Below are 26,270 nucleotides of genomic sequence, written 5' to 3'. Positions count from 1 at the left end.
AATCAGATGATTAGAAGTCAATACTAAATCCATCCGCATCCTTCCACGCCGGGAACTTAGCCCGGAATTCATCCAGCTCGCTCTTCTTCAAGGTACATGTCCGGGTGATTTCCTCTCGTTTTCCGGCATCCGCCAATTTCTTTCCCTTAGCGTTATAAATCATGGAATCCCCTCTGAAAAGAAAACCTTTCCCATCTACCCCCACACGGTTCACGCCACAGACATAAGCCATGTTCTCGATGGCACGTGCATGCAGCAATGCCTTCCACGCCTTCTTCCGGGCCTCGGGCCAATTGGCTACATAAATCAAAAGATCATATTCATTATTCACGTTGCGGCTCCAAACCGGGAAACGCAGGTCATAACAAACCTGCAAACAGATATTCCAGCCTTTATAGGGCACGATCAGCCGTTTGTCGCCCGCCGAGAAATGCTTGTCCTCTTCCGCCATACGGAACAAATGACGCTTATCGTAATAATACTCCTCTCCTTCCGGAGTGATGAAAAAAGCCCGGTTGTAGAACTTTCCGTTATCTTTCGCGATAAAACTTCCAGCCACGGCCAGTTTATATTTCTTAGCCCATTCCTTTATAGTCGGTACAGTCCGTCCATCCATCGTATCGGCTTGTTTCTCTACGTCCATGGAAAATCCCGTAGTAAACGTCTCCGGCAATACCGCTAAATCGGTTCTTCCACTAACACGGCGCAACAGTTCGCCATAATAACCCAAGTTCTCTTCACGGTCTTCCCAAATGATATGGGATTGTATCATACTGATACGTAAGTCTTCAGTCATAGAATAAAGATATTAAGGTAATAAAAAGACATATTGTGACAAGGAAACAGTTTCATGGTGAAGAAACAGTAGTTTCTTCATAGCAAAACTTTTGTTTCTCCTAGGGAAAACTTTTGTTTTCCTATAGCAAAACTCTTATTTCTTCACCATGAAACCTATACCTGTACGAAATTCTCAGGATGGCAGGCGGTAACTCCCCGATACATCTCTCGTATCGTATGGATATCTTTATCCACATCACCTGTCGGATAAAAAACACCTTTCGTGCCAACCTCTTTCTTTCCATAATCAAAATAAGCCACCACGATCGGCACGTTCGCTTTCAAAGCGATAAAATAGAATCCTTTTTTCCAGTCCTTGGCCCGCTTCCGGGTACCTTCCGGTGTGACGGCCAATTGAAACCGCTCACTGGTCTTGAAACGTTCCACCATCTGATCGGTCACCGACGTACGTTTACCACGATCCACCGGAACACCACCCAGCCAGTTAAACAGCAAATTAAAAGGAAAAAAAAACCACTCTTTCTTAATCAGGAAACCGGCGTTACACCCGATCGAGGTATAAAAAAGTTTCCCTACGATAAAATCCCAGTTACTGGTATGCGGAGCCACACATACGATACATTTCGGCAAATCCACGCCATCCACCGGGCCCAGCTTCCACCCCGCCATACGGAGTATCGCCTTACTAATTGCCTTCTTCATGCCTATTTGTCCTTGCTCAACTCTCCTATCTCGTCGGCGATAGCGTTAACCTCGTTTTGCAAGTCCTCTCTTAATTTGCGATAATAATTCCGTACGAGAGCCTTGTTATCCTTGCCGTCGGGGTGTCCGGCACGAACGATATAACAATCTTGCATATCTAGGATACGAGCCATCAAAGCATCCGCTTTCTCTTGATTTACTCCGGGTATATACAATTTGCAAACCAGCGCTTCCGTGAACAATTCACCAGCCACGTAGCTGATCTCTTTCTTTAAAATTCTTCTTTTAGCCATAATTATTTCATATTTAATTATCCACAAATATAGAACATATGTTATTAAATACCGAGGAAAGGCCAAGAAAAAACATAAAATGAATTATCTTTGCAGCGGTGAAATCATTGATTATAAACAAATCAAATATGAACGAAATGATAAAGACGCCAGAGTTTCTCTTTGAAAGCAGCTGGGAAGTCTGTAATAAAGTGGGAGGTATTTATACCGTACTATCGACTAAAGCTCATACGCTTCAACAAATTTTTAACGACAAAGTAATATTCATCGGTCCGGATGTGTGGGCAAACACAACCGCTCCCGATTTTACGGAAGACGCATCTTTGTTTGAGGATTGGAGAAAGCACGCCGAGGCAGTGGATCACTTGAAAGTTAAGGTTGGTCGCTGGAACGTACCGGGTACCCCCCCTGTTATACTGGTAGATTTCAAGTCCTACTTCAGTGAACGAGACGCCTTTTTCTATTCTATGTGGGAAAATTTCCGAGTTGACTCCATCCACGCCTACGGCGATTACGATGAGTCTTGTATCTTTGCGTATGCGGTCGGTAAGGTAATAGAGAGTTTCTATCACTTCTACAAACTGGAAAACAAGAAAGTCGCCGCCCTATTCAACGAATGGATGTTGGCGATGGGAGCGCTTTACATTCAAAAGCAAATCCCTGCCATAGCGACACTTTTCACGACGCATGCCACATCGATCGGACGCTCTATCGCCGGTAACAACAAAGCGTTATACGCTTATATGGACGGTTACAACGGCGATCAGATGGCTAAGGAGCTAAACATGGAGGCCAAGCATTCTGTAGAGAAGCAGGCCGCCCATTACGTGGATTGCTTCACGACCGTAAGCGATATCACGGCCCGTGAATGTAAACAGTTATTAGATAAGGCACCGGATATCGTTACCCCGAACGGCTTTGAGCCCAACTTCGTACCCGAGGGTAAGGAATACGCTAAAAAGCGGAAGGAGGCACGTCGTACATTAATTAATGTTGCGGAGAAATTATTGGGCTGCTCCATCGACCCGAACGCTTTGCTGGTTTCCACCAGTGGCCGCTATGAATACAGAAATAAAGGTATCGATGTCTTCATCGAGGCGATGAACCGTGTACGTACGTCCGGACGCCTGCAGCGTGAGGTCGTCGCCTTTATCATGGTACCGGCTTGGGTACGTGCTGCCCGTGCGGATTTAAAAGAGGCGATCGAGCAGGACATAAAGACGACCTCTCCGCTTCAAATCCCTTTCATTACGCACTGGTTGCATAATATGCCAGAAGATAAGGTCTTGAATTATATCAACCACGCCGGCTTCACGAACGCGGCATCCGAAAAACTAAAGATCATATTCGTTCCTTGTTATTTGGACGGTAAAGGAGGTATTTTCAATAAGACCTATTATGATATGCTGATAGGGATGGACGCTACCGTATATCCTTCCTACTACGAGCCGTGGGGATATACCCCGCTGGAAAGTATCGCTTTCGGTATACCGACGATCACGACCAATCTGGCCGGTTTCGGTATGTGGGCGAAGAAAACGGTATCCGGAGATAACCTTAGCGAAGGCGTAGAGGTTATTAATCGTACGGATTTCAATTATTTTGAGGTAGCGGACGCTATCATGAACTCCATCCTGGCTCTCAGCCAAAAGGATGCTACGGACATCGAGGAAATCAAACAGCGTTGTTTCGATCTCGCTCGAAAAGCTGAATGGAGCAAGTTTATCGACTATTATCTGACCGCATTCGATATCGCCATGAGGCATGCCGAGGAAAGAAATAGTTAAATATTGCTCATAATTAATAAGATAATGCTATCTTTGCACTCGTTTTAGACAAACACTTTAAACTTCACGATAATGAAAATTAAGGCGAATAACGCAAACAGTCCTATTTGGAAGGACGTCTACTCACATTCCAAGCTTCCACAACAGTTGGAACCACTTAATGAGATCGCTACGAATCTTTGGTGGGTATGGAATCATGAAGGCGCTAAACTATTTGGCAAGATCGACAAACAACTTTGGAAATCCACAGAAGGTAACCCTGTACAGCTATTGCAAAGCCTTTCACACAAACGTATGGAAGAGATCTTAGCAGATAAGGAGTTAATGGCTGAAATCCAAAAGGTATACGCTGATTTCAAAGCTTATATCAATGTAAAACCCGACAAGACACAACCGTCTGTAGCCTACTTCAGCATGGAGTACGGTTTGACCAATGTATTAAAGATTTACTCAGGTGGTCTGGGAGTATTAGCCGGTGACTACTTGAAAGAGGCCAGCGATAGTAATATCGATTTATGTGCCGTAGGTTTCTTGTATCGTTACGGATATTTCACACAGACTTTGTCCATGGACGGTCAGCAGATCGCCAATTACGAGCCGCAAAATTTCAACGCCCTGCCGTTGACTCAGGTATTGCAGTCGAACGGAGAGCCGATGGTATTGGAAGTTCCTTATCCGGGCAGAACCGTTTACGCTCATATCTGGAAAGTTAGCGTAGGTCGTGTACCTTTATACTTAATGGATACGGATATTCCTCAGAACAGCGAATGGGATCGTTCCATCACGCACCAATTATATGGTGGCGACTGGGAGAACCGTATGAAACAAGAGTATTTGTTGGGTATCGGTGGTATCATGATGCTGAACAAGTTAGGTATCAAGAAACAGATTTATCACTGCAACGAGGGACACGCCGCTTTGATCAACGCTCAGCGTTTGGTAGACTATATCCAGAACGACGGCCTTTCATTCAACCAAGCGTTGGAGGTAGTTCGTGCTTCCGCCCTCTATACGGTACACACTCCGGTTCCGGCAGGTCACGATTACTTTGATGAGGGTTTGTTCGGACGTTACATGGGTGAGTTCCCCGGCAAGTTAGGTATTAGCTGGCAAGACTTCATCGATATGGGACGTGAGAACCCGGGCTCTAACGAGAAATTCTCCATGAGCGTATTCGCCTTGAACACTTGCCAAGAGGCTAACGGCGTAAGCTGGTTGCACGGTAAGGTTTCTCAGCGTATGTTCGCCCCAGTTTGGAAAGGTTACTTCCCGGATGAACTGCACGTTGGTTATGTAACGAACGGTGTGCACATGCCGACTTGGGCCGCTACGGAGATGAAGAAATTCTATGCGGATAAATTAGGCACGAAGCTTTTCGAGGATCAATCAAATCGCAAATGTTGGGAAGGAATCCAGAATGTATCCGACGAGGAAATCTGGAATCTCCGTATGACCTTGAAGAATAAATTGATTGATTACATCCGTGTTCAATATAAAGATAGCTGGTTGAAGAACCAAGGTGATCCTTCCAAGGTGGTTTCTATCCTAGAGAAGATCAACCCGAATGCCTTGCTGATCGGTTTCGGTCGTCGTTTCGCTACTTACAAGCGTGCGCACTTGTTGTTCACGGACTTAGACCGTTTGGCTAAGATCGTTAACAATGAGAAATTCCCGATTCAGTTCGTATTCACCGGTAAGGCTCACCCAGCTGATGGTGGTGGTCAAGGTTTGATCAAACACATCGTAGAGATCTCTCGCCGTCCGGAGTTCTTAGGAAAGATCATCTTCTTGGAGAACTACGATATGCGTTTGGCCCGTCGTTTGATTTCTGGTGTAGACGTATGGTTGAACACGCCGACTCGTCCGTTAGAGGCTTCCGGTACTTCCGGTGAGAAAGCCGAGATGAACGGTGTATTGAACTTCTCCGTTCTTGACGGTTGGTGGTATGAGGGTTACGTAGAAGGCGCAGGTTGGGCATTGACCGACAAGCGTACTTATGAGAACCAGCAATACCAAGACCAATTGGATGCGGCTACGATCTACCATTGCTTGGAAACTGAGATCATCCCGACTTACTACGCTAAGAACAGCAAGGGTTACTCTCCGGACTGGATCCAATATATCAAGAACTCTATCGCCAAGATCGCTCCGGATTATACGATGAAACGTATGTTGGACGATTATGAGGATCGTTTCTATCACAAATTGGCTACTCGTTCCGCTCATATTTCCGCTAACAACTACGAGATCGCTAAGCAATTAGCTGCTTGGAAAGAGGAAGTTGCGCAACATTGGGATAGCTTCCAAGTGGAATCTTTCACTTGCGACCAAGATTTGACGGTGAATGGCCCGGTTGTAGGAAAAGAATACAACTTCAATTTGGTAATCGACCGTCATGAACTACAAGGTATGTTAGGTGCTGAAATGGTTGTCATGAAGGAAGATCCGGAGAAACACACGCTGTCACCAATCAATACCGCTCAGTTCGAGTTGATGAAGGAAGAAGGCTCCAAGTTATTCTTCAAGTTAACGACCACTCCTTCCGAGGCTGGTAACCATAAGATAGGCTTCCGTGTATATCCTGTAAACAAGGAGTTGCCTCACCGTATGGACTTCGCTTATGTACGTTGGATTCAGTTATAATCGGCAACAAGTAAAACAAATAATCAAGAAAGAGGATGCGTCATGCACCCTCTTTTTTTATGCCATACCCAGCTATGCTTTACAGCGACTAAAACCTATGGTTACGAGCCGTAATGCATAGGGTTTCATATAGTCCGTTGAATACCCATGAATTAAAAAAAGGAAGCCACACGACAGGCAGCTTCCTTTTTCAATAGGATACGAATATTTTCAAGCTTAGAAAGCGTAGTCCAAACTTAATCCGAACACCTTGTTGGTGCGGCTATACACATTCTGCCCAGGAAGTCCCGTGCCGCAGTAGTTGTCCATCTTCTTGGTATAATCGTGGTAAGTTGTCCACATATATCCCACGTTCAAAGCCATTTTTTCGCTCAACATCACTTTAGCACCAAAGCCCAGCGAATAAGAATCGCAGGAGAAACTAACATCACTTTGGAAATTATCAGACAAACCATAATCTGTAATTTGAGCGCCACCGCTAATGGTCAATCTCTTGACAACATCCCACTCTATACCAAACAGATACTCATTCGTACCTCTTTCCAGTTCCTTCTGCTTTCCACCGGCCATTCCCGCCTTCTTATCATCGAAGAAGTGATACTCAACAGAAGCCTTCAACATGGGCAAAAACCGATAAGAAGCTGCCACCGAAAGCATGGAAGGAATATCGTTCGGCGTATTTACACCATGCTTATAAGGGCCAACCAAACCTTCCGCACTGTCGGGATAATCCAACTTCTTGGTATTGTTTTCGATGTTCAAGTTCGTCTTAAACTCATATTTAGCTCCGAAATTGAATTTACCATATTTGACATCGACACCCAAAACCGGAGTCAACCCCCAACCTGTCTGGTCGCAATCCAAAGCCAGGTTCATTAAATCTGCTCCACCAAAATTCTGTTTTAATTTTGCATCCAGATACCCGTCATAGTTTCCTGAGAAATAGTTCATCCGGCCTCCGGCAAAGGCAGAAAGCCAATCCGTGATCTTGTATGACAGGCCAAGTTGTAGGGAATAAATATACTGTTTTCCGTCCATCGCACTGTTAATAGTATACATATCCGGCGTGACGATGGGACTTTGACCGCCAGTCTTTATATATTTCGCTACACTTTCCTGGAAGATACCGGCCATAGCAGCCGATTCGAACATTGGCAGACCATCGTCAAACGAAGCCTTACCACCTCCACCCGTAATGGCAAAGAAACCGGAGATCGTCCAATCACCTTTTTTGTAAGCCGCAAAAACACTCGGAATCACGGGAGCGGCAGCCTTTCCTTTGTAATACTTTTTATAGGGAACGTCGCTCACTGTCGGCACCTTATTCACTGGGTCGAAACCATTGTATGTACTGAAAGAGGCATCAATATCCCGGGTCTGGAAAGCACTTTGGATACTCACACCAACGCGGAAACCGTCTGTCGGCAAAAAAGAAAGACCCGCCGGGTTTGACAAAGCACCGTCTATATCAATTGCAGCACCTCGCGAAAGTGACCTTAAAAAGGCTGCATGCTGATTCGTATTCGTCAAATATCCTCCAGCGAAAGAAACCAAAGGCATCATCATCAATGCCGCACCTAATACTACTTTTTTCTTCATGTTTTACTTTTCTTGATTACAAAACGGTCGCAAAGATAAATACTTTTTTCAAACACTGCACACTTTTAATAAAAATGTGCCGCACAAAACAACAAATACTGTGCAAACACATAAGACTAATTAACAATAGAAGAGCCGCAAAGGTAGTAACGTGAAATCATGTATTAGTTATAATCAGCAAGAATCATCCTAACCAGAAAAGAATATATACAGCAAGTACTAAAGAAGATATACTTACTTTACCCAAAAAGATATACTACAAGTGCCAAGTAAGTATAACTTCTATTTTTCCGAAATAAATCGTATATTTGTCTCTATAACTTAATTCTTTAAACCGTATAGATAAGATGAAAAGACTAGCATTACTCGCGGCTCTCTTACTGCCGCTATCCATGGCTTTCGCCCAACAGAACGTAGGATTCAAGACCGATAAGGTAGAACCTCTCGTGATCAACCCAGACAATAGCGTCACTTTCTATGTAGAAGCCCCAAAAGCGAAGTCCGTCTCCGTAAAAGGAGACTGGGAAGCCAGCGAGGGCAATGGCCAGATGACGAAAGGGAAAAACGGTACATGGAGCTATACGACTCCCCCACTGCCATCCGAAATGTACACCTATCGTTTAAATATAGATGGTATTTATAACATCGCCCCAAACAACCCATTCTCTTGCCGTGACGTAGGCACCTTGTTCAGCCTGTTCTATATCAACGGGGGAAATGGCGATTATTATCAAGTACGTGACGTACCTCATGGCAATGTTACAACCACTTGGTATCACTCGGACATCCTCGGGAGCGAACGAAGACTTAGCGTTTATACGCCTCCTTTTTACGATAAGAACATCCAGTCTTATCCCGTTCTGTACCTGTTACATGGCAGTGGCGGTGACGAGAACGCTTGGCTGGAGCTTGGCCGTACCGCCCGTATCATGGATAACTTGATTGCCGAAGGCAAGATACAGCCAATGCTTGTCGTTATGCCAAACGGTAATCCCAGCAAACAGGCCGCTCCCGGCGAAACGCCCGATAACCTGAATTACAAGCCGGCCATGAGCAACAGCTTCCCCGGTTATAAGGATGGCTCGTACGAGAAGAGTTTCACCGAGATCATTCATTTCATCGATAACCGTTACCGTACGATCCCGGATAAGCGACACCGGGCCATAGCCGGACTTTCGATGGGTGGTTTCCATACATTATATATATCATTGAATTATCCGGACTATTTTAACTATATAGGACTTTTCTCCGCCGGACTCAGCGCCAATGGTGTAGACCCCAATAGCCCGATGTACACGAATCTCGACGAGAAGTTAGGAAACCTCAAGAGATCCGGTTATCAATTGTTCTGGATCGGTATCGGAAAGGACGATTTCCTGTACGACGCAAACCAGCAATTCCGCCAGCGAATGGATAGCCTAGGTATGAAATACCAGTACGTAGAATCCACCCGAGGGCATATCTGGGCCAATTGGCGGGCTTATCTCCTCCAATTCGCTCCTATGCTTTTCAAATAAAAAACATGAGCAGATGAATCATAATATACCGCAATACGACTTCTATAAACACAAATACGGCGATGAGCTACTTATCGACGTCGTTCCCTTGAACACGATCAAGAAGTATCTCAAGGAACAACCCGTACATATATTGACGTATTACGATATAACATTGATCACTAGCGGGGAGGGAGAATTCCTTATCGATCATCAAGCGAACCGGGTAAAGCCTCAAGATATCATCTTTACCCGGCCCGGCGAAATACGTAAATGGGACGATAAAACGATACAAGACGGATTCGCTCTTATCTTTGAGGAAGAGTTCCTGCTCTCTTTTTTCAATGATCCGGCATTTCTCCGGAACCTCTCTTATTTCCATACGGAAAGACGGTCTTCCAAGCTCAGTCTCGACAAGAAAGCCTATGGCCGCATCTCCGAGTTGATCTCGGAGATCGATAAAGAGATCAAGGACTATCAGTCGAAAGACAAACACTTGCTCCGGGCCTTGTTGTACGAGACATTAATGTTGCTCAACAGGCTATACGCTAGCTCGAACGCTTTACCTCCAGACACAAACGCCCGATCTAAAAGCATCTATGTAGACCGATTTATCGAGTTAGTAAACCATTCCTTCAAGCAAGATCATTCCATCCGGAGCTATGCCGATCGGCTTTGCATCACCCCGAACTATCTGAATGAGATCGTGAAAAACGCTACGGGTATCAGCGCAAAACAATATATCTTAAATAAAATACTGATCGAGAGTAAACGGCTATTGACTTATACAGACTTGCCTATATCCGCCATAACGGAAGCTCTAGGTTACGAGGATCCATCCTATTTCATCCGTCTATTTCGTTCCCAAACAAACATGACCCCGCTAAACTATCGCAGGAATACAAAACCGTAAAAAGTACTATTTCCTCCTTTATACGTATTATACGAACTCCATTCGGTATGTCTAATTTTGCCTCTATCAATAAATAAAGCATCATGAGACAATACAAATCATGGATAGCGGCTCCCATATTAGGAAGCACGTTATCCACTAACGCACAACAAAAGAATATGGAGAACAAAACATTAAACGAGAACATCCCGGAGATGATCATCTCCCTTGAAAAAGAGGCCCTAGCCTCGACCGACCCGATGGCATTCGTAGAGCTTTCAGACACCGACGTGATTTACTTCGATCCTTCCCTAGAGACGAAAATAGAGGGATTGGAACAACTGCGCACTTATTATAAAGGTATGCAACTTCCTCCGGCGGATCATTTCGACATGATCCGCCCGATCGTACAAGTCACGCAAAACATAGCGGTTCTCACGTTCAACCTTGATTGCTACTTATCCGACAAGGTAATAAAATGGAACTGCACCGAGGTTTACAGACGCAACCCCGACAACCAATGGAAGATCATACAAACCCACTGGTCTTACGTGAAACCGATAGATTAAGGTTAAAACATTTGCCGCTTTCTGAACCAAAACGGTTCGCAAAATGTATTATATAGACTATTCACTAAACACAAATTATATGATACGGAATTTACTGAAAGCGGCAAATGCGCTTACATTTAGCACGATGTTCCTGTTACTCCTCGCCGGATGCAACAAGAACACGATTATTTTTGAGGATGGAACAACCCCAAACGGCTCTTCGGGAAACGAGGACCCGGGAAACAGTACGTTGGTGACTTTCAACGCCTCCGTGGAGGGCCGGAACCTATTACGTTCCATGTCTCCCATGAATAAAGGGATACAAAGCAGGGTTTATGTCTTCGACAGCAACGCCGGAACCAAGGGAAGCCCCGAGGCGTCAGGTCTTTACATAACCTCATCTCCCGGGGTGTTAACAGGAAGTGACGGATATAAAATGTTTCTCTCCAATGGCACTTATAATTTCTACGCCGTATCCGACAATTTCTCCACGATTCCCCCGACATTCACGAGTGGCGTATCCGAACCCCTCTTCAACGGTATCGATTATCTTTGGTGGAGCGCCATACAACAGGATGTAAATAGCTCCCAAATCAATATACCGATTGTTTATGGGCATGTGGCTACCCAAGTCGTAGTAGAATTAACCGGCGGTGAAGGCATCACGATCAACCAACTGGTCTCCGCCATGATCACTCCTCCTGTGGTTGGGGCTACCATGGATCTGGGCACAGGTGTCATCACTCCTGCTACCGCCTTCGGAAAAGCGGATAAGATGGGGATAAACGGATTAACCGCCCAATATATCATGTTGCCGATAAGACATACGGCTCCCATGACTCTCACGTTGGAAATATCCGCCGACAATGAAAACAGCACCCGTACCTACACCACCCAAGTGCCCCTTCCGGATGGCGAGTTGAAAGCGGGAAACTCTTATTTATTTAAAGCGGTAATCAACGGTAATTCGGTCACTTTGGCCAGTGTCAACGTAAAAGACTGGACAGATGTGGACGAGACAGGAAAGCCCCTTTATCCGACCCAGAATTAAAGTCCGGTTCCTATTTTCCGTATCAATGAATATTGGTACGGAAAATATGCCTATATTTACCCCGTCACCTCTAAAAACAATACGAATATGATTGAGATTCCCGAATCCGCCACCATTGGCAAACAGGCTAGCGAAACGCTAAAGGGTAAACGGATAGCGCATGTTATCGAGTCGAACAGTCCTCACCGTTTCACGTTCTATAATGGCGATCCGGCGGAATACTCCAATAGGCTGGTAGGACGAACGGTCCTAGGCGCCCAAGGCTATGGCGCATTCGTGGACATCCTTATGGACGCAGATACCCACCTCTTGATCGGAGACGGAACCAATATGCGTTATTATACCTCCGCGGAAAAGGCCCCGAAGAAATATCAGCTTATGATCGTATTCGAGGACGACTCGTTCCTAGCTTTCACGGTTTCGATGTATGGTTCCATCTACGCTTTCAAAGGCGAGTTTGACAATCCCTATTACCAAGGTAGCATCCATAAGCTATGTCCGTTGGACGAGAGATTCGATAAAGCCTATTTTATCAGTCTCATCCGGAATTTCAAGAAAGATATATCCGCGAAGGCGTTACTCGCCACCGAGCAACGTATTCCGGGCCTGGGCAACGGAGTCTGCCAAGATATCTTGTTCAATGCCCGGATCTCCCCGAAACGAAAAATATCGACTTTATCAGAAGAGGATATAGACAGCCTCTTCAACACCGTGAAATCCACGCTGGAAGAGATGACTTGCCGAGGAGGCCGGGATACGGAGAAGGATCTATACGGCGCCTTAGGCAATTACCGCACGATCCTATCGAAGAACACCTACCATGACCCTTGCCCCGTCTGTGGCGAACGGATACAGAAAGAGGCTTACCTCGGAGGCAGCATTTACTATTGCCCGCATTGCCAGCCTAGTGCGGTAAATTAATAATAGATCCGCATAAGCAGGGATCGGAATACGTCCTATCGCAATGATACATAATATATTTATCTCCACCAGATAAAATATTACTCTATCAAACAAGCATCACCCAAATTAAATTCATACTTTTGTCTGATTGAATATTATATACTAATTAAGCAATGCAAACGACAGCGAAGAAATGTAACCATGGGGCTAATATACGCCGGTGGAGAGAATGGCGTAATGTAAATCAAGACGTTCTTGCGGAAGAAATAGGAGTATCGCAGGCGACCCTCTCTGGCTATGAGAAAAAAGAGACGCTGGAACAGGAGATCTTGGATAAGATCGCCGTAGCCTTGAACATTCCGGTGGAAGCCATTACGGAACTTGATAACGCTGCGTCTATTAATATTGTCTCTAGCACCTTATATGATAAAGCAGGTTCAATATTTAATAATCCGACATTCAATCCGATCGATAAAGTTATCGAACTATACAACGAGAAAAACGCCTTATATGAGCGAATGCTAAAAGAGAAAGACAGCGTAATCGAATTACTGAAGGAAATAGTAAAGGACAAGATGTAAGATTTGTCCCAGCAAATCGCAGCTAATATATATAATTTGTCGCCTTGTTGTAGAGACGTAGCGTGCTGCGTCTCATCCCCTCGAAATGGAAACTTTAAGATTCTATCAGGATAGTGGGATATATAGCATATGTCTCTACAACGGTAGGGACTCAAAAGATAAGTAATACGCTCAAATTGACAATATGACAATATGTAATCTGAAGCCCCGGAGAATCGTTTTTTCCGGGCAAAGGTACATGCTGTTACCAAATACGAGAAAAAATATCAGCAATCAATTGTATTATAGCACTTTGCTTAAATATACCCTTTCATTCTAGCGAGATTAATTCATCCTATCTCCTATTTATGCAGGAGAAAGGTGCTTTTCATACGGATGCATCGTCCATTCCTATAGGTTGCGTACCCAATTCCTACCGTATGTATCGCCAAACACATACGGTAGCGTTGCCTAACACTGGCTTTCGCGTTACCTAATCCCATTACTTTCGTCTCCCAACAGAGATATTCATGCAAAAAAACAGGGTAAAATGGATAATTTGAACATAAAGCACTCCCTATTTCTTCTATTCGCAAAAAGGCCCTGTCATCATAATCCCGGATTTTCAAACAAAACGTCAAGGTTATCGCATTTTCGCTTACAACATCATTGAAGCCAACCGCAAAACAGATTGCCGCCCCCTGCTTTTGCGAGTGTTTTACAAACATAGAGTTTTGCAGGTGAGCCGTCATTCTTGATAAGTGAGGAAAAAGAAAAAGCCCTGTAATCTTTAAATTACAGAGCTTTACTTTATTTTACTTTCTTTGAAAGCGGTCCGGACGGGACTCGAACCCGCGACCCCATGCGTGACAGGCATGTATTCTAACCAGCTGAACTACCGAACCATTTTATAATCCATAATAATTTTGAAAAAGAGGCGGTCCGGACGGGACTCGAACCCGCGACCCCATGCGTGACAGGCATGTATTCTAACCAGCTGAACTACCGAACCTCTTTTCTTTTATCGCTATCTCTCTCGATTGCGGTGCAAAGGTAAGTATTATTTTTAAACCTGCAATAGCTGGAGTAAAAAAAATCAACTTTTCGCTGAAATATTCTTTCCATAGGTCCACATAAGCGATCGTCCCTTTCTTTATTTCCCCTTCCCGATCACACCAGTTTATCACAAATACATTTCATTTTGGAACTTTTCAATCGCCATTCATAATTATGTAATGATAATTTGTTACTTTTGCAACTCAATATAAATGCTTAACAACAATGGACGTTGCCATTATTAAATATAATGCCGGAAACATCTACTCGGTAGATTACGCTTTGAAGCGGTTGGGCGTTACCCCGATCATCACGGCTGATCCGGAATTATTAAATAAAGCGGATAAGGTTATCTTTCCCGGAGTAGGTGAAGCTTTCACGACCATGGAGTATTTAAGGGAGCATAAATTGGATCAGGTGATCTTGAACCTAAAGCAACCGGTACTCGGGATATGCCTCGGCATGCAATTGATGTGCATGCGTTCAGAGGAGGGAAACGCGGATTGCTTGGGGATCTTCCCTACGGAAGTGAAACGTTTCATTCCGCGAAAGCATGAGGACAAGGTTCCTCACATGGGTTGGAATACTTTGACAAACGTTAAAAGCGGCCTATTCAATGAGCGATTGGAGAACAAATTTGTTTACTTCGTACATAGTTATTATGTACCTGTAAATGAATATACGGCGGCTACGACCGATTACATCCTTCCGTTCAGCGCCGCTTTACATAAGGACAACTTCTACGCGACACAGTTCCATCCGGAAAAAAGTGGATCGGTAGGAGAGGTTATATTGAAAAACTTTTTAAAGATATGATTGAGCTTATTCCCGCTATAGATATAATAGATGGCAAATGCGTCCGGTTGACGCAAGGAGATTACGCGACCAAGAAGGTTTACAACGAAGATCCTCTGGAGGTGGCCAAGATGTTCGAGGGTAACGGCATCCGGCGTTTGCATGTGGTAGATTTGGATGGAGCCCGTGAAGGACGCATCATCAACTACCGTATCCTTGAGCGGATAGCGACCCGGACTTCCTTGATCATTGATTTCGGAGGGGGCTTGAAACAAGAGGATGATCTGGAGATCGCCTTCGAAAGCGGCGCCCAGATGGTAACCGGAGGCAGTATCGCCGTGAAGAACCCGGAAATGTTCACCTCTTGGATCAGCAAGTTCGGTAGCGAGAAAATCATATTAGGGGCCGATGCCAAGGAAAAGAAGATCGCCATCAGCGGTTGGGAGGAAACGACCAGCCAAGAGTTGGTTCCTTTTATCAAAGGATATTACGACAAGGGGATTACCAAGGTGATCTGCACGGATATCGCACGGGATGGTATGCTGCAAGGCCCGGCTATCGATTTATATAAAGAGATACGGGACGAGATCCCCTTCCTTTATATCATAGCGAGCGGTGGCGTAAGCTCGATCGAGGATATTGAGAAATTATCTGAGGCTGGGATTCCCGCTGTCATTTTCGGCAAGGCCATTTATGAGGGGAAGATCCAGTTGAAAGATTTACTTCGTTTTACTTGAAATAATAAAATAGATATATGCTAGCCAAGAGAATTGTTCCCTGTCTGGATATAAAGGATGGAAAGACCGTAAAAGGCATCAACTTCGTGAACTTTCGCGACGCTGGAGACCCCGTGGAGTTGGGCGCCCAGTACAGCCGTGAAGGGGCCGACGAATTAGTGTACTTGGATATTACCGCCTCACACGAGGGGCGAAAGACTTTCACCGAGTTGGTAAAACAAGTGGCGGCCCATATCAGCATCCCTTTTACCGTGGGTGGAGGTATCAACGAATTGAAGGACGTGGATCGTTTGCTTAGCGCTGGCGCCGATAAGGTCTCGATCAACTCGGCGGCTTTACGTAACCCGGCATTAATCGAGGAGATCGCCAAGAACTTTGGTAGTCAGGTATGCGTAGTCGCTATCGACGCTAATTTTGAGAACAATGACTGGCTATGCTATCTAAACGGAGGGCGTGTCCCGACGGATAAGTATTTGTTTCAATGGGCCTCGGAAGCGGAAAGCCGTGGCGCCGGCGAGATCCTTTTCACCAGTATGACGCACGATGGCGTAAAAGACGGATACGCGAACGACGCTCTGGCTACCTTGGCCGATACGTTGCATATCCCGGTTATCGCCTCCGGTGGAGCGGGAAAGATGGAACATTTCCGGGATACGTTTTCCAACGGGAAAGCGGGCGCGGCTTTAGCGGCCAGCGTTTTCCATTTCGGCGAGATACGGATTAGCGACTTGAAGCAATACCTCAAGGACGAGGGGATCAATGTAAGGATATAACACATTATATATAAAGATGAAATTAGATTTCGAGAAAATGGGCGGATTAATACCCGCTATCGTACAAGACAACAACACGAGTAAGGTATTAATGTTGGGCTTCATGAATCAAGAAGCTTATGATGAGACAGTAAGTACGGGTAAGGTTACATTCTTTAGCCGCACGAAAAACCGTTTGTGGATGAAGGGAGAGAGTAGCGGAAATACGTTGCAGGTAGTTAGCATCACGGCGGATTGCGACAACGATACATTATTGATCAAGGCGATTCCAGCCGGACCGGTTTGTCATACGGGAGCGGATACTTGTTTCGGCGAGAAGAACGTAGAGGATATCATGTTCTTGAAATACTTGCAGAACTTCATCGAGCGTCGCCGTCAAGAAATGCCGGAAGGTTCCTATACGACTACCTTATTCCAGAAAGGCGTGAATCGCATGGCCCAGAAAGTCGGCGAAGAAGCGGTAGAGACCGTTATCGAGGCGACCAACGGAACCGAGGACGGCTTCATCTATGAGGCATCCGACTTGGTTTACCACTTAATCGTATTATTGACAAGCAAGGGACTTCGTCTGGAAGACCTCGCCCGTGAATTAAAGAAAAGACATAAAGGTTGATAAATTCTATGGAAGAAGATATTCTACTCAAATTAGAGAACGTGGAGATATGCCGTGAGGAAAACAGGGTATTACACGACGCATGCCTCACGCTTCGTAACGGAGAGTTCGTATATGTGATCGGGAAGGTAGGCTCCGGTAAAAGCAGCCTGCTCAAGTCCTTGTATTGCGAGATACCGATCTTGCGAGGCGAGGCACGTATCATGGATTACAACCTCACCAAGATGAAGCGGAAGGATATCCCTTATTTGCGTAGGAAACTAGGTATCGTCTTCCAAGATTTCCAATTGTTGACCGACCGTTCCGTCTCCAAGAATCTGGAATTCGTGCTGAAAGCCACCGGATGGAAAAAGAAAAGCGAGATCAAGGAACGGATAGACAACGTGCTCCGTCAGGTAGGCATGCAAGACAAAGGCTATAAAATGCCGCATGAGCTATCCGGCGGGGAACAACAACGTATCGTTATTGCCCGTGCCCTTCTGAACAACCCCAAGTTGATACTGGCGGATGAGCCGACCGGCAACTTGGACCCGGAGACGAGCGGACAAATCGTACAACTCTTACACGACATCTGCCAGCAGGGAACGGCGGTGATTATGACCACTCATAACTATACGATCGTGCATAATTATCCTGCCCGCATAGTAAAATGCGAGAATGCCTGTCTAAGTGATGTCAGAGAATAATTTTTTTGTAACTTTGCGGTCGCATTCGATTGAAAAAGAAAACAATTTAATATAGAACAAAAGAAGATGAAAGTTTTAAAGTTTGGCGGTACTTCTGTGGGATCTGCACAGAGAATGAAAGATGTAGCGAAACTGATCACGGGAGACCGTAAGATCGTTGTATTGTCAGCCATGTCGGGTACAACCAACTCGTTAGTCGAGATTTCCGACTACCTGTACAAAAAGAACCCAGACGGAGCGAATGAGATCATCAACAAGCTTGCCATGAAATATATGGGCCATGTTGAGGAACTATACAGCACCGAGGAATATAAACAGAAGGCCAAAGAACTGATAAAATCTCATTTCGAATATATCCGTACGTTCACGAAGGATCTGTTTACCTTGTTCGAGGAAAAGGTTGTCTTGGCACAAGGAGAGTTGATCTCTACGGGTATGATGAATCTTTATTTGAACGAATGCGGCGTGAAATCCGTATTGATCCCGGCTTTGGATTATATGCGTACGGATAAGAACGCGGAACCGGACCCTGTCTATATCAAAGAGAAATTGGTGAAATTACTCGCTGATAATAAGGATGCTGATCTATACATCACACAAGGTTATATCTGCCGCAACGCTTACGGCGAGATCGATAACCTACAACGAGGTGGTAGCGACTATAGCGCATCCTTAATCGGCGCGGCTATCGGTGCGGAAGAGATCCAGATCTGGACAGACATCGACGGTATGCACAATAACGACCCTCGTATCGTACAGGGAACGTCTCCAGTCCGTCAATTGCATTTCGAGGAAGCTGCCGAATTAGCTTATTTCGGAGCCAAGATCCTTCACCCGACTTGTATATTGCCGGCTAAATTGAACAACATCCCGGTTCGTTTGTTAAATACGATGCAGCCGGACGCTCCGGGTACATTGATCTCAAACGCTATCGAAAAAGGTAAGATCAAAGCGGTCGCCGCCAAAGACAATATTACCTCTATCAAGATCAAGAGCGGACGTATGTTGCTAGCTACAGGTTTCTTGCGTAAGGTATTCGAGACTTTCGAGAACTACCAGACTCCGATCGACATGGTTACGACTTCCGAAGTGGGTGTCTCCGTTACGATCGATAACCGCAAGCATCTGGAAGAGATCGTTGACGATTTGAAGAAGTACGGAACCGTGACCGTAGACGAGGATATGGTTATCGTTTGCGTGGTTGGCGACCTAGAATGGGATAACATCGGCTTCGAGGCTCGTATCGTACAAGCTATGAAGGATGTCCCGGTCCGTATGATCTCCTACGGAGGAAGCAACTACAACGTCTCCTTGCTGATCAAGGCCTCGGACAAGCAGAGAGCGCTGCAAGCTCTAAGCGATCATTTATTTAACAACAAATAAAAACAAACGAGGGCGGCCTTTTACAGACTGCCCTTATTTATCTTTATATAATTTCGTATAATATGCTCAAAGGAACATTTCCTGTAGAAAAGTTCAAGCAGCTTTCTACGCCTTTTTATTATTATGATGTCAAGCTATTGCAAGACACATTAGACGTAGTAAAAACCGAATCCGGGAAATATGGTTACCACGTGCATTATGCCGTGAAAGCGAATGCCAATCCCCGTATCCTTTCCATCATAGCGACAAACGGCCTTGGCGCAGACTGCGTAAGTGGCGGCGAGGTACAGGCAGCTTTAGATGCCGGTTTTCCTGCCGATAAGATTGTCTTTGCCGGTGTTGGCAAAGCGGATTGGGAGATCAACCTAGGACTGGACAATGATATTTTCTGCTTTAACGTGGAATCTGCCGTTGAGCTGGAAATCATCAATGAGCTGGCGGCCGCTAAAAATAAAGTAGCCTCTATCGCCCTTCGTATCAACCCGGAAGTGGATGCCCATACGCATGCCAAGATCACGACGGGTATGAAGGAGAATAAATTCGGTATCAACCTTAGCCAATTAGGAGGCGTACTGGATAAATTAAAGGAGATGAAGCATGTGAAGTTGATCGGTATCCATAGCCATATCGGTTCACAGATCACGGATATGTCTAGCTTCCGCAATTTGGTAATTCGTTTCAACGAGATACAGGAAGAACTGGAAGCTCATGGGGTTACAGTGGAGAACCTAAACTTCGGAGGTGGACTAGGTATCGATTACTATCACCCGAATCATTTATCGATCCCGGCTTTCGATAACTATTTCGCAGCCATTCATAAACTGCTTCAAGTACGTCCGGGTCAACAGGTACATTTTGAGCCGGGACGTTCGATCGTCGCTCAATGCGGAACATTAATCTCTAAGGTATTATATGTCAAGGAAGGAGAGACGAAGAAATTCGCTATCCTTGATGCAGGTTTCACGGAATTGATCCGCCCGGCGATGTACGACGCTTATCACCGTATCGAGAACATCAGCAGCGATGAGGCAGTAGAGACTTACGATGTAGTGGGCCCGATCTGTGAGTCATCGGATGTATTCGGTAAGGATGTAGAGTTGAATAAGGCTCATCGTGGCGACTTGATCGCCCTTCGTTCCGCCGGCGCTTATGGCGAGGTCATGGCCTCCCAATACAACTGCCGTCATTTACCGAAAGCCTATTATTCCGATACGATAAAATAATGAGCCAATTGATCAATGTGCCAATGTAAATACCTTGAGTAGCTTATTGGCACATTGGCGTATTAATCATATTGGCTCATTAATGATATTGGCACATTGGCATATTAATCACATTGGCACATTATTATGTTTCTACTCAATAATACAGAGCTTTTCCTATTGGGAATCACCTTAATAGGGTTCGTTATCTTATCTCTTTATTATCTGATCGCTTATGCCCGCCCTTTACGTGCGTCAAGACGAACGGATGATACCTTAGAGGAAGGTAATAAACTCCCCGTATCCATCATCATATACGCTAAAAATGATTCTGAGAACCTCAAGAAACACCTTCCTGCGTTACTTACACAAGATTACCCTGAATATCAGGTAGTCGTTATCAACGATGGCTCGAGCGACGATACTGACGATACACTAAAGTTTTTTCAAAATGAGTATAAACATTTGTATCATACTTACGTCCCCTCGGACGCTCGTTACCTAAGCCGCCGTAAACTGGCGTTTACCCTAGGCGCGAAAGCGGCCAAATACGATATTCTTCTATTCACGGAGGCGAATTGCCAACCGCTCAACGATCAATGGTTATCTGCCATGGTTGGTGGATACACACCCGAGACCAGTATTGTCTTGGGCTACTGCAAATACAGCAACTACAAGGGATTCTTTCATAAGTTGATCGCCTATGATAACTTATTGACGGGTTTACGTTATCTATCTTCCGCCCTCTCCCATCACCCATATACCGGAAACGGACGAAATTTATCTTATCGGAAAGAGTTATTCTTCAAGCATAAAGGTTACTACCAATCCTTGAACTTGCATGCGGGAGACGATGACTTATTCATCAACGAAGCCTCGACCAAGGAGAATACGAAAGTAATCTACACTCCGGACAGCCTAACGGAAATGGATCAAATCGAACGTTTTGGAATCTGGAAAGAGATGAAGGTTTCCCGTGCCGCCACTCAACGGTATTACAAAGGAAGCGCCTTGACATTCTATCATCTCGAATCCACTTGTTTCTTCCTTTTCCAAGTATCGGTTATCGCTACGGTTGTGATCGGATTACAGGGCAACTGGCTAATCTCCTTGATCGCCGTATTATTATATTTGATACGTTTTATAATCAAGGCAATCGTTTTCGGCAAATCGGCTCGAATGCTTCAACAAAGCCCTACTATCGGTTGGTTATTCCTGCTGGAGTTTATTCAACCCATATTCAATGGATATGTCCGTATTTACCGGCTTTTCAGAAGTAGGAAGGATTATACGTTCCGGTTGGAGAATTAATAATGATGAGCACTCTCATAGGATATCTCTTCTTCCGCCACTTTGGGAAGTTCTTCCTCCTCTAGTAGCGGGTAGGCTGGGGTAAACTTCGCATGATAGGTAGATTCCACATACGTCTTTTCCAATAAACGGACGACATTTTCTAAAGTAGCTTGCCGTTCTTTGGGTTTAAGCTGGCATTCCCAAATCACCATCGTATTCCAGCCCATCGCTCGTAATTCCTCACGTACACGGGCATCCCGAGCTTTATTCCGGTTTAGTTTCTCGGTCCACCACTCTACCCGGGTACGGGGAGGACGAAATTCCGGGCAACCCTCGTGCCCATGCCAGAAACAGCCGTTCACGAAGATAGCGGTCTTATATTTACGCAATACGATATCAGGGGTACCGGGAAGGCGCTTTACATTCACACGAAAGCGAAAGCCACAATGGAACAGGTATTTACGGACTATAATCTCGGGCTTTGTATTCTTGCCCTTAATCATAGACATGATATAGCTACGCTTTTCTTTAGAGATAAGATCTGTCATATCAATCCGGCAAAACTAGAACGTATGCCAAAGATACGGCTTTTATTCAAAACGGATACTCTTGGCCGGATCAATCTTCGTAATCAAATAGGAAGGTCCCAGCATCATCAACATGGAGGCGGCCAATGTCCCTATATTCAAAAGGAACAGTGAAAATAGACTCAGATCGATAGGCACGGCATCCAAATAATAAATAGAAGGGTCTAATTGGATAATATGGAAATGAGATTGAAGCAAACAAAGAGAGATACCGATGATATTCCCCCACAACATTCCTTTGCCGATCAAGAAGAAAGAGACATACAAGAAAATCTTGCGAATACTGTTATTATTTTGTCCCAAGGCTTTTAGGATTCCGATCATATTGGTACGTTCCAAGATTATGATCAATAATCCTGAGATCATGGTAAACCCTGCGACGGAAAGCATCAGCGCCAAGATAACCACCACATTAATGTCTAGCACATCCAGCCAATTAAAGATCATCGGGTTCAACTCCTTGATCGAGCGGGCGTAAAACGTATTACCATTTCGGTCTTGCCGTTCCGTCAGATCGAAATAAATATCCTCGGCCACTTGGTCCAAACGATCATAGTCATCCACTTGCAACTCCAGTCCGCTTACTTGATCTTTATCCCAACCGTTCAAGCGACGTATCTGCTTAATATCGGCGATTACGAACATCTTGTCATAATCAAGGAAACCCGTCTCATAAATCCCCGTGATCGTGAACTTACGGGCACGCACATCGTCTTGCACAAAATAAGTCAGGAAAGAATCCCCTACCTTTAGTCCTAGCAGATCTGACAAATACTTGGAAATAATAACATCCGTAGAGTTCTTATCCGGCTGGATCGTAAAGATCTCGCCCTCTTTTAAATTATCCTTGAAGAAAGTCCAGTCATAATCCGTATCCACCCCTTTCAAGACAATACCTTGAAAGTCTTGGTCAGTCTTCAAGATACCTAGCTTCGTTGCGAATTTCTCGACATGGCGAATACCGGGGAATGCATCGAGCGCATTCAATAAAGTATCGCTAACCGCTATCGGCTGCGACTCATAGGAAGAATTACTATCGAAATTCGTGATCTGGATATGCGAGCCGAAACCGATCACCTTGTTCCGGACCTCTTTCTTAAAGCCTATCACGATCGCCACCGAAAGGATCATCACCGCCAATCCCAAAGCGATCCCGATCATGGCAATACGAACAGCGGGAGGAGTAACCTCACGATCCCCCTCCTTGCTGAAATGTATCTTTTCGGCGATAAATAGCTCTAAATTCATTTATAACATTCTTCCCGGATAAGCTTCCAACGCCTTTGATAACACCGTCAAAGCTTTCGCCAGGTCTTCCTTTTTCAAAACATAGGCCATACGAACCTCATTCTTACCAAGTCCCGGTGTTGTGTAAAAACCCGACGCCGGTGCCATCATGACCGTCTGACCCTCGTATTCAAACTCTTCCAGACACCAAGCGCAGAACTTATCGGCATCATCCACCGGAAGTTTAGCCACCGTATAGAAAGCGCCCATCGGTATGGGAGAATAAACGCCGGGAATACGGTTCAAGCCATCGATCAAGCATTTACGCCGTTCCACATACTCGTCATAAGTCTCACGGGCATACTCCTCGGAAGCATCCAAAGAAGCCTCGGCAGCGATCTGTCCGATCAAAGGCGGGCTTAAACGAGCTTGGCAGAACTTCATGACGGCACTACGCACCTCGGCATTTTTCGTAATCAACGCACCGATACGGATACCGCATTCCGAATAGCGTTTGGAGACAGAATCGATCAATACCACGTTCTGCTCGATACCTTCCAGATGACAAGCCGAGATATACGGGGAACCGGTATAGATAAACTCCCGGTATACCTCATCTGAGAAAAGATAAAGATCATATTTCTTTACGATATCCCGGATTTGATTCATCTCACGACGCGTATACAAATAACCCGTAGGATTGTTCGGGTTACAGATCAGGATCGCTTTGGTACGCTCATTGATCAACTCCTCGAATTTTTCCACTTTCGGAAGAGAAAATCCTTCCTCTATCGTAGTCGTCACTGTCCGGATCACGGCTCCTGCCGAGATAGCGAATGCCATATAATTGGCATAAGCAGGTTCCGGTACGATAATCTCATCACCCGGATTCAAGCAACTCAAGAAGGCAAACAAAACAGCCTCCGAACCACCGGTAGTGATGATAATATCGTCAGCCGTAAGATTAATATCATACTTTTTATAATATCCAACCAACTTCTCGCGATAACTGCGATATCCCTGACTAGGGCTATATTCCAACACCGTACGATCGACATTACGGATCGCATCGAGTGCCGCTCGCGGAGTGGGAAGGTCGGGCTGACCGATATTCAGGTGATACACATGAACTCCTCTCTGTTTGGCAGCATCGGCCAATGGAGCCAGCTTCCGGATCGGGGAAGCGGGCATTTCGACTCCTCTTTGTGAGATGTTGGGCATTATTATTCTATATTTATTCGTTTTTATGATGCAAAGATAGGCATTTTAGTTGACAGTTGACACCAAATTCAAGCCGTTTATGACTTGAACCGCATCACGCTCTTTACAGTCATCGACTCATCATTGGCAGTGAGGTAAGTAACCGAATAGTCCTTACCTCCCTCCTCGACATTGACAATCACATGACCGGCATCAAACGACGAGGGGTTAAGTATATCAAGCCACGGCTGTCCGGCATCCTCGGCACGACGTTCTGCAGGGAACACGGTAGGACACACGATGCGCTCGCCGGGATAAAGATTCCGGTTATAAAAACGCTCCATGACCGAAGGCAGTGTATGAAGCTGATCCCACACGTTGTTGACAACAACACGCGGACGCAACGCAGCCACGAGCTTATCAGTCATTGACATGTGTCCGTGGTGATTGATTTTCGCCACACTCACCGGCTCAACCACGTCGGCTATCGCATCCTCTATCTCGAATCTCTTTCCATTAGGCAACTCCCAGCCATCAGAGAAGTCTCCCGCCGTATAGAATTTGAAATCGCCGTAGGTAAAGATCATGCCCAGGCTCATTCCGTTTTCACTGAACTTAACCGGATTGGATTTCTTGCGCTCCGCATAGAGGTCACGTATATTCCCCTCCTTATCGGCAATGCGGCCGTTGGCACAGATATTTCTTACCGAGAATCCCGGATATGCCGTAGCGTCTTTCTTCATGGCGATCTGGTTGGTTTCGCCAAGACAGAACTTCTCAATCTCCATCTTCTTATGAGCCAACATATAGTCGTAAAAATCCTTCATGTGCTCAAAAGCATCGGCTGCCTCCTGGGTCAAAGGAAGAGGATCGTTGTAGTCGGGCCAGCAACGGTCAAAAGCCTTGCCAAACGTAAGGTACTCGGCAGCCTGAGAGAATCCACTTAGGTAGTAATCCTTACCATCCCTCGTCTCCTTACGAGCGTAGAATTTATTGTTGCCACCGTGATCTGAATGATAGTGCGTCAACATCATATAATCAACATAATCCTTCTGAGGGTTCACTCTCCGGACATAGCGTGAGATCCACTCCCCGGCATGCCGATCGGGATTGGGAAGCACCGGCACAGCCAATTTACCGCGCCCAACCGCATTATGATCACCACAATCAAGCAGCATCGTTGTACCGTCGGGGAAAATCAAGAACATCGATTCCGACACCCCGGTATAAATCAGATGAATCTGGAACTGCCCCTTTTTCCATCCTTTCCATGCTTTTCCTACTTCAGCATCCTTAGCGCCCCACGCCAAAGCCTCCCTGAAATCCATCAAACAAGCAGCGCTCACAAGCGTAGCATTCTTCAAAAAACCTCTTCTATCCATCATTCAAAACCGATATTAATATTAGCCTACCCACAAATATACGGAATAATTCTTAATTCTA

At 45.3% G+C, this 26,270-nt stretch carries 24 protein-coding genes and 2 tRNA genes; 16 read left to right on the top strand and 10 right to left on the bottom strand.

Annotation, left to right across the window (positions count from 1 at the left end):
• Positions 1–10 precede the first annotated feature (10 nt).
• The 3 genes from HMPREF0999_RS09195 to HMPREF0999_RS09185 form a co-directional block, all read right to left on the bottom strand.
• Positions 11–796 carry an amidohydrolase gene (locus HMPREF0999_RS09195; RefSeq protein ID WP_009275773.1) on the bottom strand — a complete coding sequence of 262 codons (786 nt, stop codon included), beginning with the start codon at positions 794–796 and terminating at the stop codon, positions 11–13.
• A gap of 155 nt (positions 797–951) precedes the next feature.
• Entirely contained in the window at positions 952–1,500 is a 549-nt protein-coding gene (locus tag HMPREF0999_RS09190) for a 1-acyl-sn-glycerol-3-phosphate acyltransferase (protein ID WP_008773478.1), read from the bottom strand.
• Between the two features lie 2 nt (positions 1,501–1,502).
• Positions 1,503–1,793, bottom strand: coding sequence for a hypothetical protein (locus HMPREF0999_RS09185; RefSeq protein WP_009275772.1), 291 nt, complete (start codon positions 1,791–1,793; stop codon positions 1,503–1,505).
• 128 nt (positions 1,794–1,921) lie between these two features.
• On the opposite strand from HMPREF0999_RS09185, the gene HMPREF0999_RS09180 reads away from it, so the two are divergent.
• Together HMPREF0999_RS09180 and glgP are read left to right on the top strand one after the other, a co-directional pair.
• A complete protein-coding gene (locus HMPREF0999_RS09180; protein WP_009275771.1) occupies positions 1,922–3,580 on the top strand; it encodes a glycosyltransferase in 1,659 nt (552 codons plus the stop codon).
• A 72-nt stretch (positions 3,581–3,652) separates the two neighbouring features.
• On the top strand, positions 3,653–6,223 hold the full coding sequence (glgP, locus tag HMPREF0999_RS09175) for an alpha-glucan family phosphorylase (protein WP_009275770.1): 2,571 nt from the start codon (positions 3,653–3,655) through the stop codon (positions 6,221–6,223).
• 216 nt (positions 6,224–6,439) lie between these two features.
• Here the strand turns inward: glgP and HMPREF0999_RS09170 are convergent, their stop codons facing one another.
• Positions 6,440–7,822 carry an OmpP1/FadL family transporter gene (locus HMPREF0999_RS09170; RefSeq protein ID WP_008780105.1) on the bottom strand — a complete coding sequence of 461 codons (1,383 nt, stop codon included), beginning with the start codon at positions 7,820–7,822 and terminating at the stop codon, positions 6,440–6,442.
• 347 nt (positions 7,823–8,169) lie between these two features.
• On the opposite strand from HMPREF0999_RS09170, the gene HMPREF0999_RS09165 reads away from it, so the two are divergent.
• From HMPREF0999_RS09165 to HMPREF0999_RS09140, 6 genes are all read left to right on the top strand, one after another.
• Entirely contained in the window at positions 8,170–9,339 is a 1,170-nt protein-coding gene (locus tag HMPREF0999_RS09165) for an esterase (RefSeq protein WP_009275769.1), read from the top strand.
• 13 nt (positions 9,340–9,352) lie between these two features.
• Positions 9,353–10,231: an AraC family transcriptional regulator gene (locus tag HMPREF0999_RS09160; protein ID WP_009018144.1), complete on the top strand. Its 879-nt coding sequence runs from the start codon at positions 9,353–9,355 to the stop codon at positions 10,229–10,231.
• Positions 10,232–10,314: 83 nt separating this feature from the next.
• Positions 10,315–10,779: a YybH family protein gene (locus tag HMPREF0999_RS09155; RefSeq protein WP_009275768.1), complete on the top strand. Its 465-nt coding sequence runs from the start codon at positions 10,315–10,317 to the stop codon at positions 10,777–10,779.
• A 43-nt stretch (positions 10,780–10,822) separates the two neighbouring features.
• Positions 10,823–11,812: a fimbrillin family protein gene (locus tag HMPREF0999_RS09150; RefSeq protein ID WP_009275767.1), complete on the top strand. Its 990-nt coding sequence runs from the start codon at positions 10,823–10,825 to the stop codon at positions 11,810–11,812.
• A gap of 87 nt (positions 11,813–11,899) precedes the next feature.
• Positions 11,900–12,733: a DNA-formamidopyrimidine glycosylase family protein gene (locus tag HMPREF0999_RS09145; protein ID WP_009275766.1), complete on the top strand. Its 834-nt coding sequence runs from the start codon at positions 11,900–11,902 to the stop codon at positions 12,731–12,733.
• 155 nt (positions 12,734–12,888) lie between these two features.
• On the top strand, positions 12,889–13,296 hold the full coding sequence (locus tag HMPREF0999_RS09140; protein WP_005854563.1) for a helix-turn-helix domain-containing protein: 408 nt from the start codon (positions 12,889–12,891) through the stop codon (positions 13,294–13,296).
• An 810-nt stretch (positions 13,297–14,106) separates the two neighbouring features.
• Here the strand turns inward: HMPREF0999_RS09140 and HMPREF0999_RS09130 are convergent.
• Both HMPREF0999_RS09130 and HMPREF0999_RS09125 read right to left on the bottom strand, forming a co-directional pair.
• Positions 14,107–14,180, bottom strand: a tRNA-Asp gene (locus HMPREF0999_RS09130).
• A gap of 33 nt (positions 14,181–14,213) precedes the next feature.
• Positions 14,214–14,287: transfer RNA gene (locus HMPREF0999_RS09125), tRNA-Asp, on the bottom strand.
• Between the two features lie 269 nt (positions 14,288–14,556).
• Here HMPREF0999_RS09125 and hisH point away from each other — a divergent pair.
• From hisH to HMPREF0999_RS09085, 8 genes are all read left to right on the top strand, one after another.
• Entirely contained in the window at positions 14,557–15,147 is a 591-nt protein-coding gene (gene hisH, locus HMPREF0999_RS09120; RefSeq protein ID WP_005854561.1) for an imidazole glycerol phosphate synthase subunit HisH, read from the top strand.
• Complete coding sequence (hisA, locus tag HMPREF0999_RS09115; protein ID WP_009275764.1) at positions 15,144–15,863, top strand: 1-(5-phosphoribosyl)-5-[(5-phosphoribosylamino)methylideneamino]imidazole-4-carboxamide isomerase; 720 nt, start codon at positions 15,144–15,146, stop codon at positions 15,861–15,863. Before hisH ends, hisA begins: the two co-directional genes overlap by 4 nt.
• A gap of 17 nt (positions 15,864–15,880) precedes the next feature.
• Positions 15,881–16,636, top strand: a complete 756-nt coding sequence (hisF, locus tag HMPREF0999_RS09110; RefSeq protein ID WP_009275763.1) for an imidazole glycerol phosphate synthase subunit HisF — start codon at positions 15,881–15,883, stop codon at positions 16,634–16,636.
• Positions 16,637–16,652: 16 nt separating this feature from the next.
• On the top strand, positions 16,653–17,249 hold the full coding sequence (hisIE, locus tag HMPREF0999_RS09105) for a bifunctional phosphoribosyl-AMP cyclohydrolase/phosphoribosyl-ATP diphosphatase HisIE (RefSeq protein WP_005854554.1): 597 nt from the start codon (positions 16,653–16,655) through the stop codon (positions 17,247–17,249).
• A gap of 8 nt (positions 17,250–17,257) precedes the next feature.
• A complete protein-coding gene (locus tag HMPREF0999_RS09100) occupies positions 17,258–17,935 on the top strand; it encodes a cell division ATP-binding protein FtsE (protein ID WP_005854551.1) in 678 nt (225 codons plus the stop codon).
• Positions 17,936–18,001: 66 nt separating this feature from the next.
• Positions 18,002–19,318, top strand: coding sequence for an aspartate kinase (locus HMPREF0999_RS09095; RefSeq protein WP_005854548.1), 1,317 nt, complete (start codon positions 18,002–18,004; stop codon positions 19,316–19,318).
• Positions 19,319–19,380: 62 nt separating this feature from the next.
• Positions 19,381–20,541, top strand: coding sequence for a diaminopimelate decarboxylase (gene lysA / locus HMPREF0999_RS09090; protein WP_009275762.1), 1,161 nt, complete (start codon positions 19,381–19,383; stop codon positions 20,539–20,541).
• Between the two features lie 126 nt (positions 20,542–20,667).
• The gene (locus HMPREF0999_RS09085; protein ID WP_009275761.1) at positions 20,668–21,831 is read left to right on the top strand and encodes a glycosyltransferase; all 1,164 of its coding nucleotides are present in this window, start codon (positions 20,668–20,670) and stop codon (positions 21,829–21,831) included.
• On the opposite strand, the gene HMPREF0999_RS09080 is transcribed toward HMPREF0999_RS09085, so the two are convergent.
• The 4 genes from HMPREF0999_RS09080 to HMPREF0999_RS09065 all read right to left on the bottom strand — a co-directional run bounded on the left by HMPREF0999_RS09080 (position 21,828) and on the right by HMPREF0999_RS09065 (position 26,212).
• Positions 21,828–22,361, bottom strand: coding sequence for a very short patch repair endonuclease (locus tag HMPREF0999_RS09080; protein WP_008780092.1), 534 nt, complete (start codon positions 22,359–22,361; stop codon positions 21,828–21,830). The genes HMPREF0999_RS09085 and HMPREF0999_RS09080 overlap by 4 nt on opposite strands.
• Positions 22,362–22,403: 42 nt before the next feature.
• Positions 22,404–23,648, bottom strand: a complete 1,245-nt coding sequence (locus tag HMPREF0999_RS09075; protein ID WP_009275760.1) for an ABC transporter permease — start codon at positions 23,646–23,648, stop codon at positions 22,404–22,406.
• On the bottom strand, positions 23,649–24,848 hold the full coding sequence (locus HMPREF0999_RS09070; protein ID WP_005854538.1) for a pyridoxal phosphate-dependent aminotransferase: 1,200 nt from the start codon (positions 24,846–24,848) through the stop codon (positions 23,649–23,651). It lies immediately after the preceding gene.
• Between the two features lie 77 nt (positions 24,849–24,925).
• Positions 24,926–26,212: an MBL fold metallo-hydrolase gene (locus tag HMPREF0999_RS09065; RefSeq protein ID WP_005854536.1), complete on the bottom strand. Its 1,287-nt coding sequence runs from the start codon at positions 26,210–26,212 to the stop codon at positions 24,926–24,928.
• Positions 26,213–26,270 lie beyond the last annotated feature (58 nt).

Origin of the sequence: Parabacteroides sp. D25, from assembly GCF_000307475.1 — a bacterium.
Lineage (GTDB): Bacteria > Bacteroidota > Bacteroidia > Bacteroidales > Tannerellaceae > Parabacteroides > Parabacteroides distasonis.
This window is presented reverse-complemented; position numbering and strand designations above follow the sequence as displayed.

What these genes read in the sequence shown, in the direction of transcription:
- HMPREF0999_RS09195 (WP_009275773.1), bottom strand. Translation starts at nt 796, where the DNA reads ATGACTGAAGACTTACGTATCAGTATGATACAATCCCATATCATTTGG.
- HMPREF0999_RS09190 (WP_008773478.1), bottom strand. Translation starts at nt 1,500, where the DNA reads ATGAAGAAGGCAATTAGTAAGGCGATACTCCGTATGGCGGGGTGGAAG.
- HMPREF0999_RS09185 (WP_009275772.1), bottom strand. Translation starts at nt 1,793, where the DNA reads ATGGCTAAAAGAAGAATTTTAAAGAAAGAGATCAGCTACGTGGCTGGT.
- HMPREF0999_RS09180 (WP_009275771.1), top strand. Translation starts at nt 1,922, where the DNA reads ATGAACGAAATGATAAAGACGCCAGAGTTTCTCTTTGAAAGCAGCTGG.
- glgP (WP_009275770.1), top strand. Translation starts at nt 3,653, where the DNA reads ATGAAAATTAAGGCGAATAACGCAAACAGTCCTATTTGGAAGGACGTC.
- HMPREF0999_RS09170 (WP_008780105.1), bottom strand. Translation starts at nt 7,822, where the DNA reads ATGAAGAAAAAAGTAGTATTAGGTGCGGCATTGATGATGATGCCTTTG.
- HMPREF0999_RS09165 (WP_009275769.1), top strand. Translation starts at nt 8,170, where the DNA reads ATGAAAAGACTAGCATTACTCGCGGCTCTCTTACTGCCGCTATCCATG.
- HMPREF0999_RS09160 (WP_009018144.1), top strand. Translation starts at nt 9,353, where the DNA reads ATGAATCATAATATACCGCAATACGACTTCTATAAACACAAATACGGC.
- HMPREF0999_RS09155 (WP_009275768.1), top strand. Translation starts at nt 10,315, where the DNA reads ATGAGACAATACAAATCATGGATAGCGGCTCCCATATTAGGAAGCACG.
- HMPREF0999_RS09150 (WP_009275767.1), top strand. Translation starts at nt 10,823, where the DNA reads ATGTATTATATAGACTATTCACTAAACACAAATTATATGATACGGAAT.
- HMPREF0999_RS09145 (WP_009275766.1), top strand. Translation starts at nt 11,900, where the DNA reads ATGATTGAGATTCCCGAATCCGCCACCATTGGCAAACAGGCTAGCGAA.
- HMPREF0999_RS09140 (WP_005854563.1), top strand. Translation starts at nt 12,889, where the DNA reads ATGCAAACGACAGCGAAGAAATGTAACCATGGGGCTAATATACGCCGG.
- hisH (WP_005854561.1), top strand. Translation starts at nt 14,557, where the DNA reads ATGGACGTTGCCATTATTAAATATAATGCCGGAAACATCTACTCGGTA.
- hisA (WP_009275764.1), top strand. Translation starts at nt 15,144, where the DNA reads ATGATTGAGCTTATTCCCGCTATAGATATAATAGATGGCAAATGCGTC.
- hisF (WP_009275763.1), top strand. Translation starts at nt 15,881, where the DNA reads ATGCTAGCCAAGAGAATTGTTCCCTGTCTGGATATAAAGGATGGAAAG.
- hisIE (WP_005854554.1), top strand. Translation starts at nt 16,653, where the DNA reads ATGAAATTAGATTTCGAGAAAATGGGCGGATTAATACCCGCTATCGTA.
- HMPREF0999_RS09100 (WP_005854551.1), top strand. Translation starts at nt 17,258, where the DNA reads ATGGAAGAAGATATTCTACTCAAATTAGAGAACGTGGAGATATGCCGT.
- HMPREF0999_RS09095 (WP_005854548.1), top strand. Translation starts at nt 18,002, where the DNA reads ATGAAAGTTTTAAAGTTTGGCGGTACTTCTGTGGGATCTGCACAGAGA.
- lysA (WP_009275762.1), top strand. Translation starts at nt 19,381, where the DNA reads ATGCTCAAAGGAACATTTCCTGTAGAAAAGTTCAAGCAGCTTTCTACG.
- HMPREF0999_RS09085 (WP_009275761.1), top strand. Translation starts at nt 20,668, where the DNA reads ATGTTTCTACTCAATAATACAGAGCTTTTCCTATTGGGAATCACCTTA.
- HMPREF0999_RS09080 (WP_008780092.1), bottom strand. Translation starts at nt 22,361, where the DNA reads ATGACAGATCTTATCTCTAAAGAAAAGCGTAGCTATATCATGTCTATG.
- HMPREF0999_RS09075 (WP_009275760.1), bottom strand. Translation starts at nt 23,648, where the DNA reads ATGAATTTAGAGCTATTTATCGCCGAAAAGATACATTTCAGCAAGGAG.
- HMPREF0999_RS09070 (WP_005854538.1), bottom strand. Translation starts at nt 24,848, where the DNA reads ATGCCCAACATCTCACAAAGAGGAGTCGAAATGCCCGCTTCCCCGATC.
- HMPREF0999_RS09065 (WP_005854536.1), bottom strand. Translation starts at nt 26,212, where the DNA reads ATGATGGATAGAAGAGGTTTTTTGAAGAATGCTACGCTTGTGAGCGCT.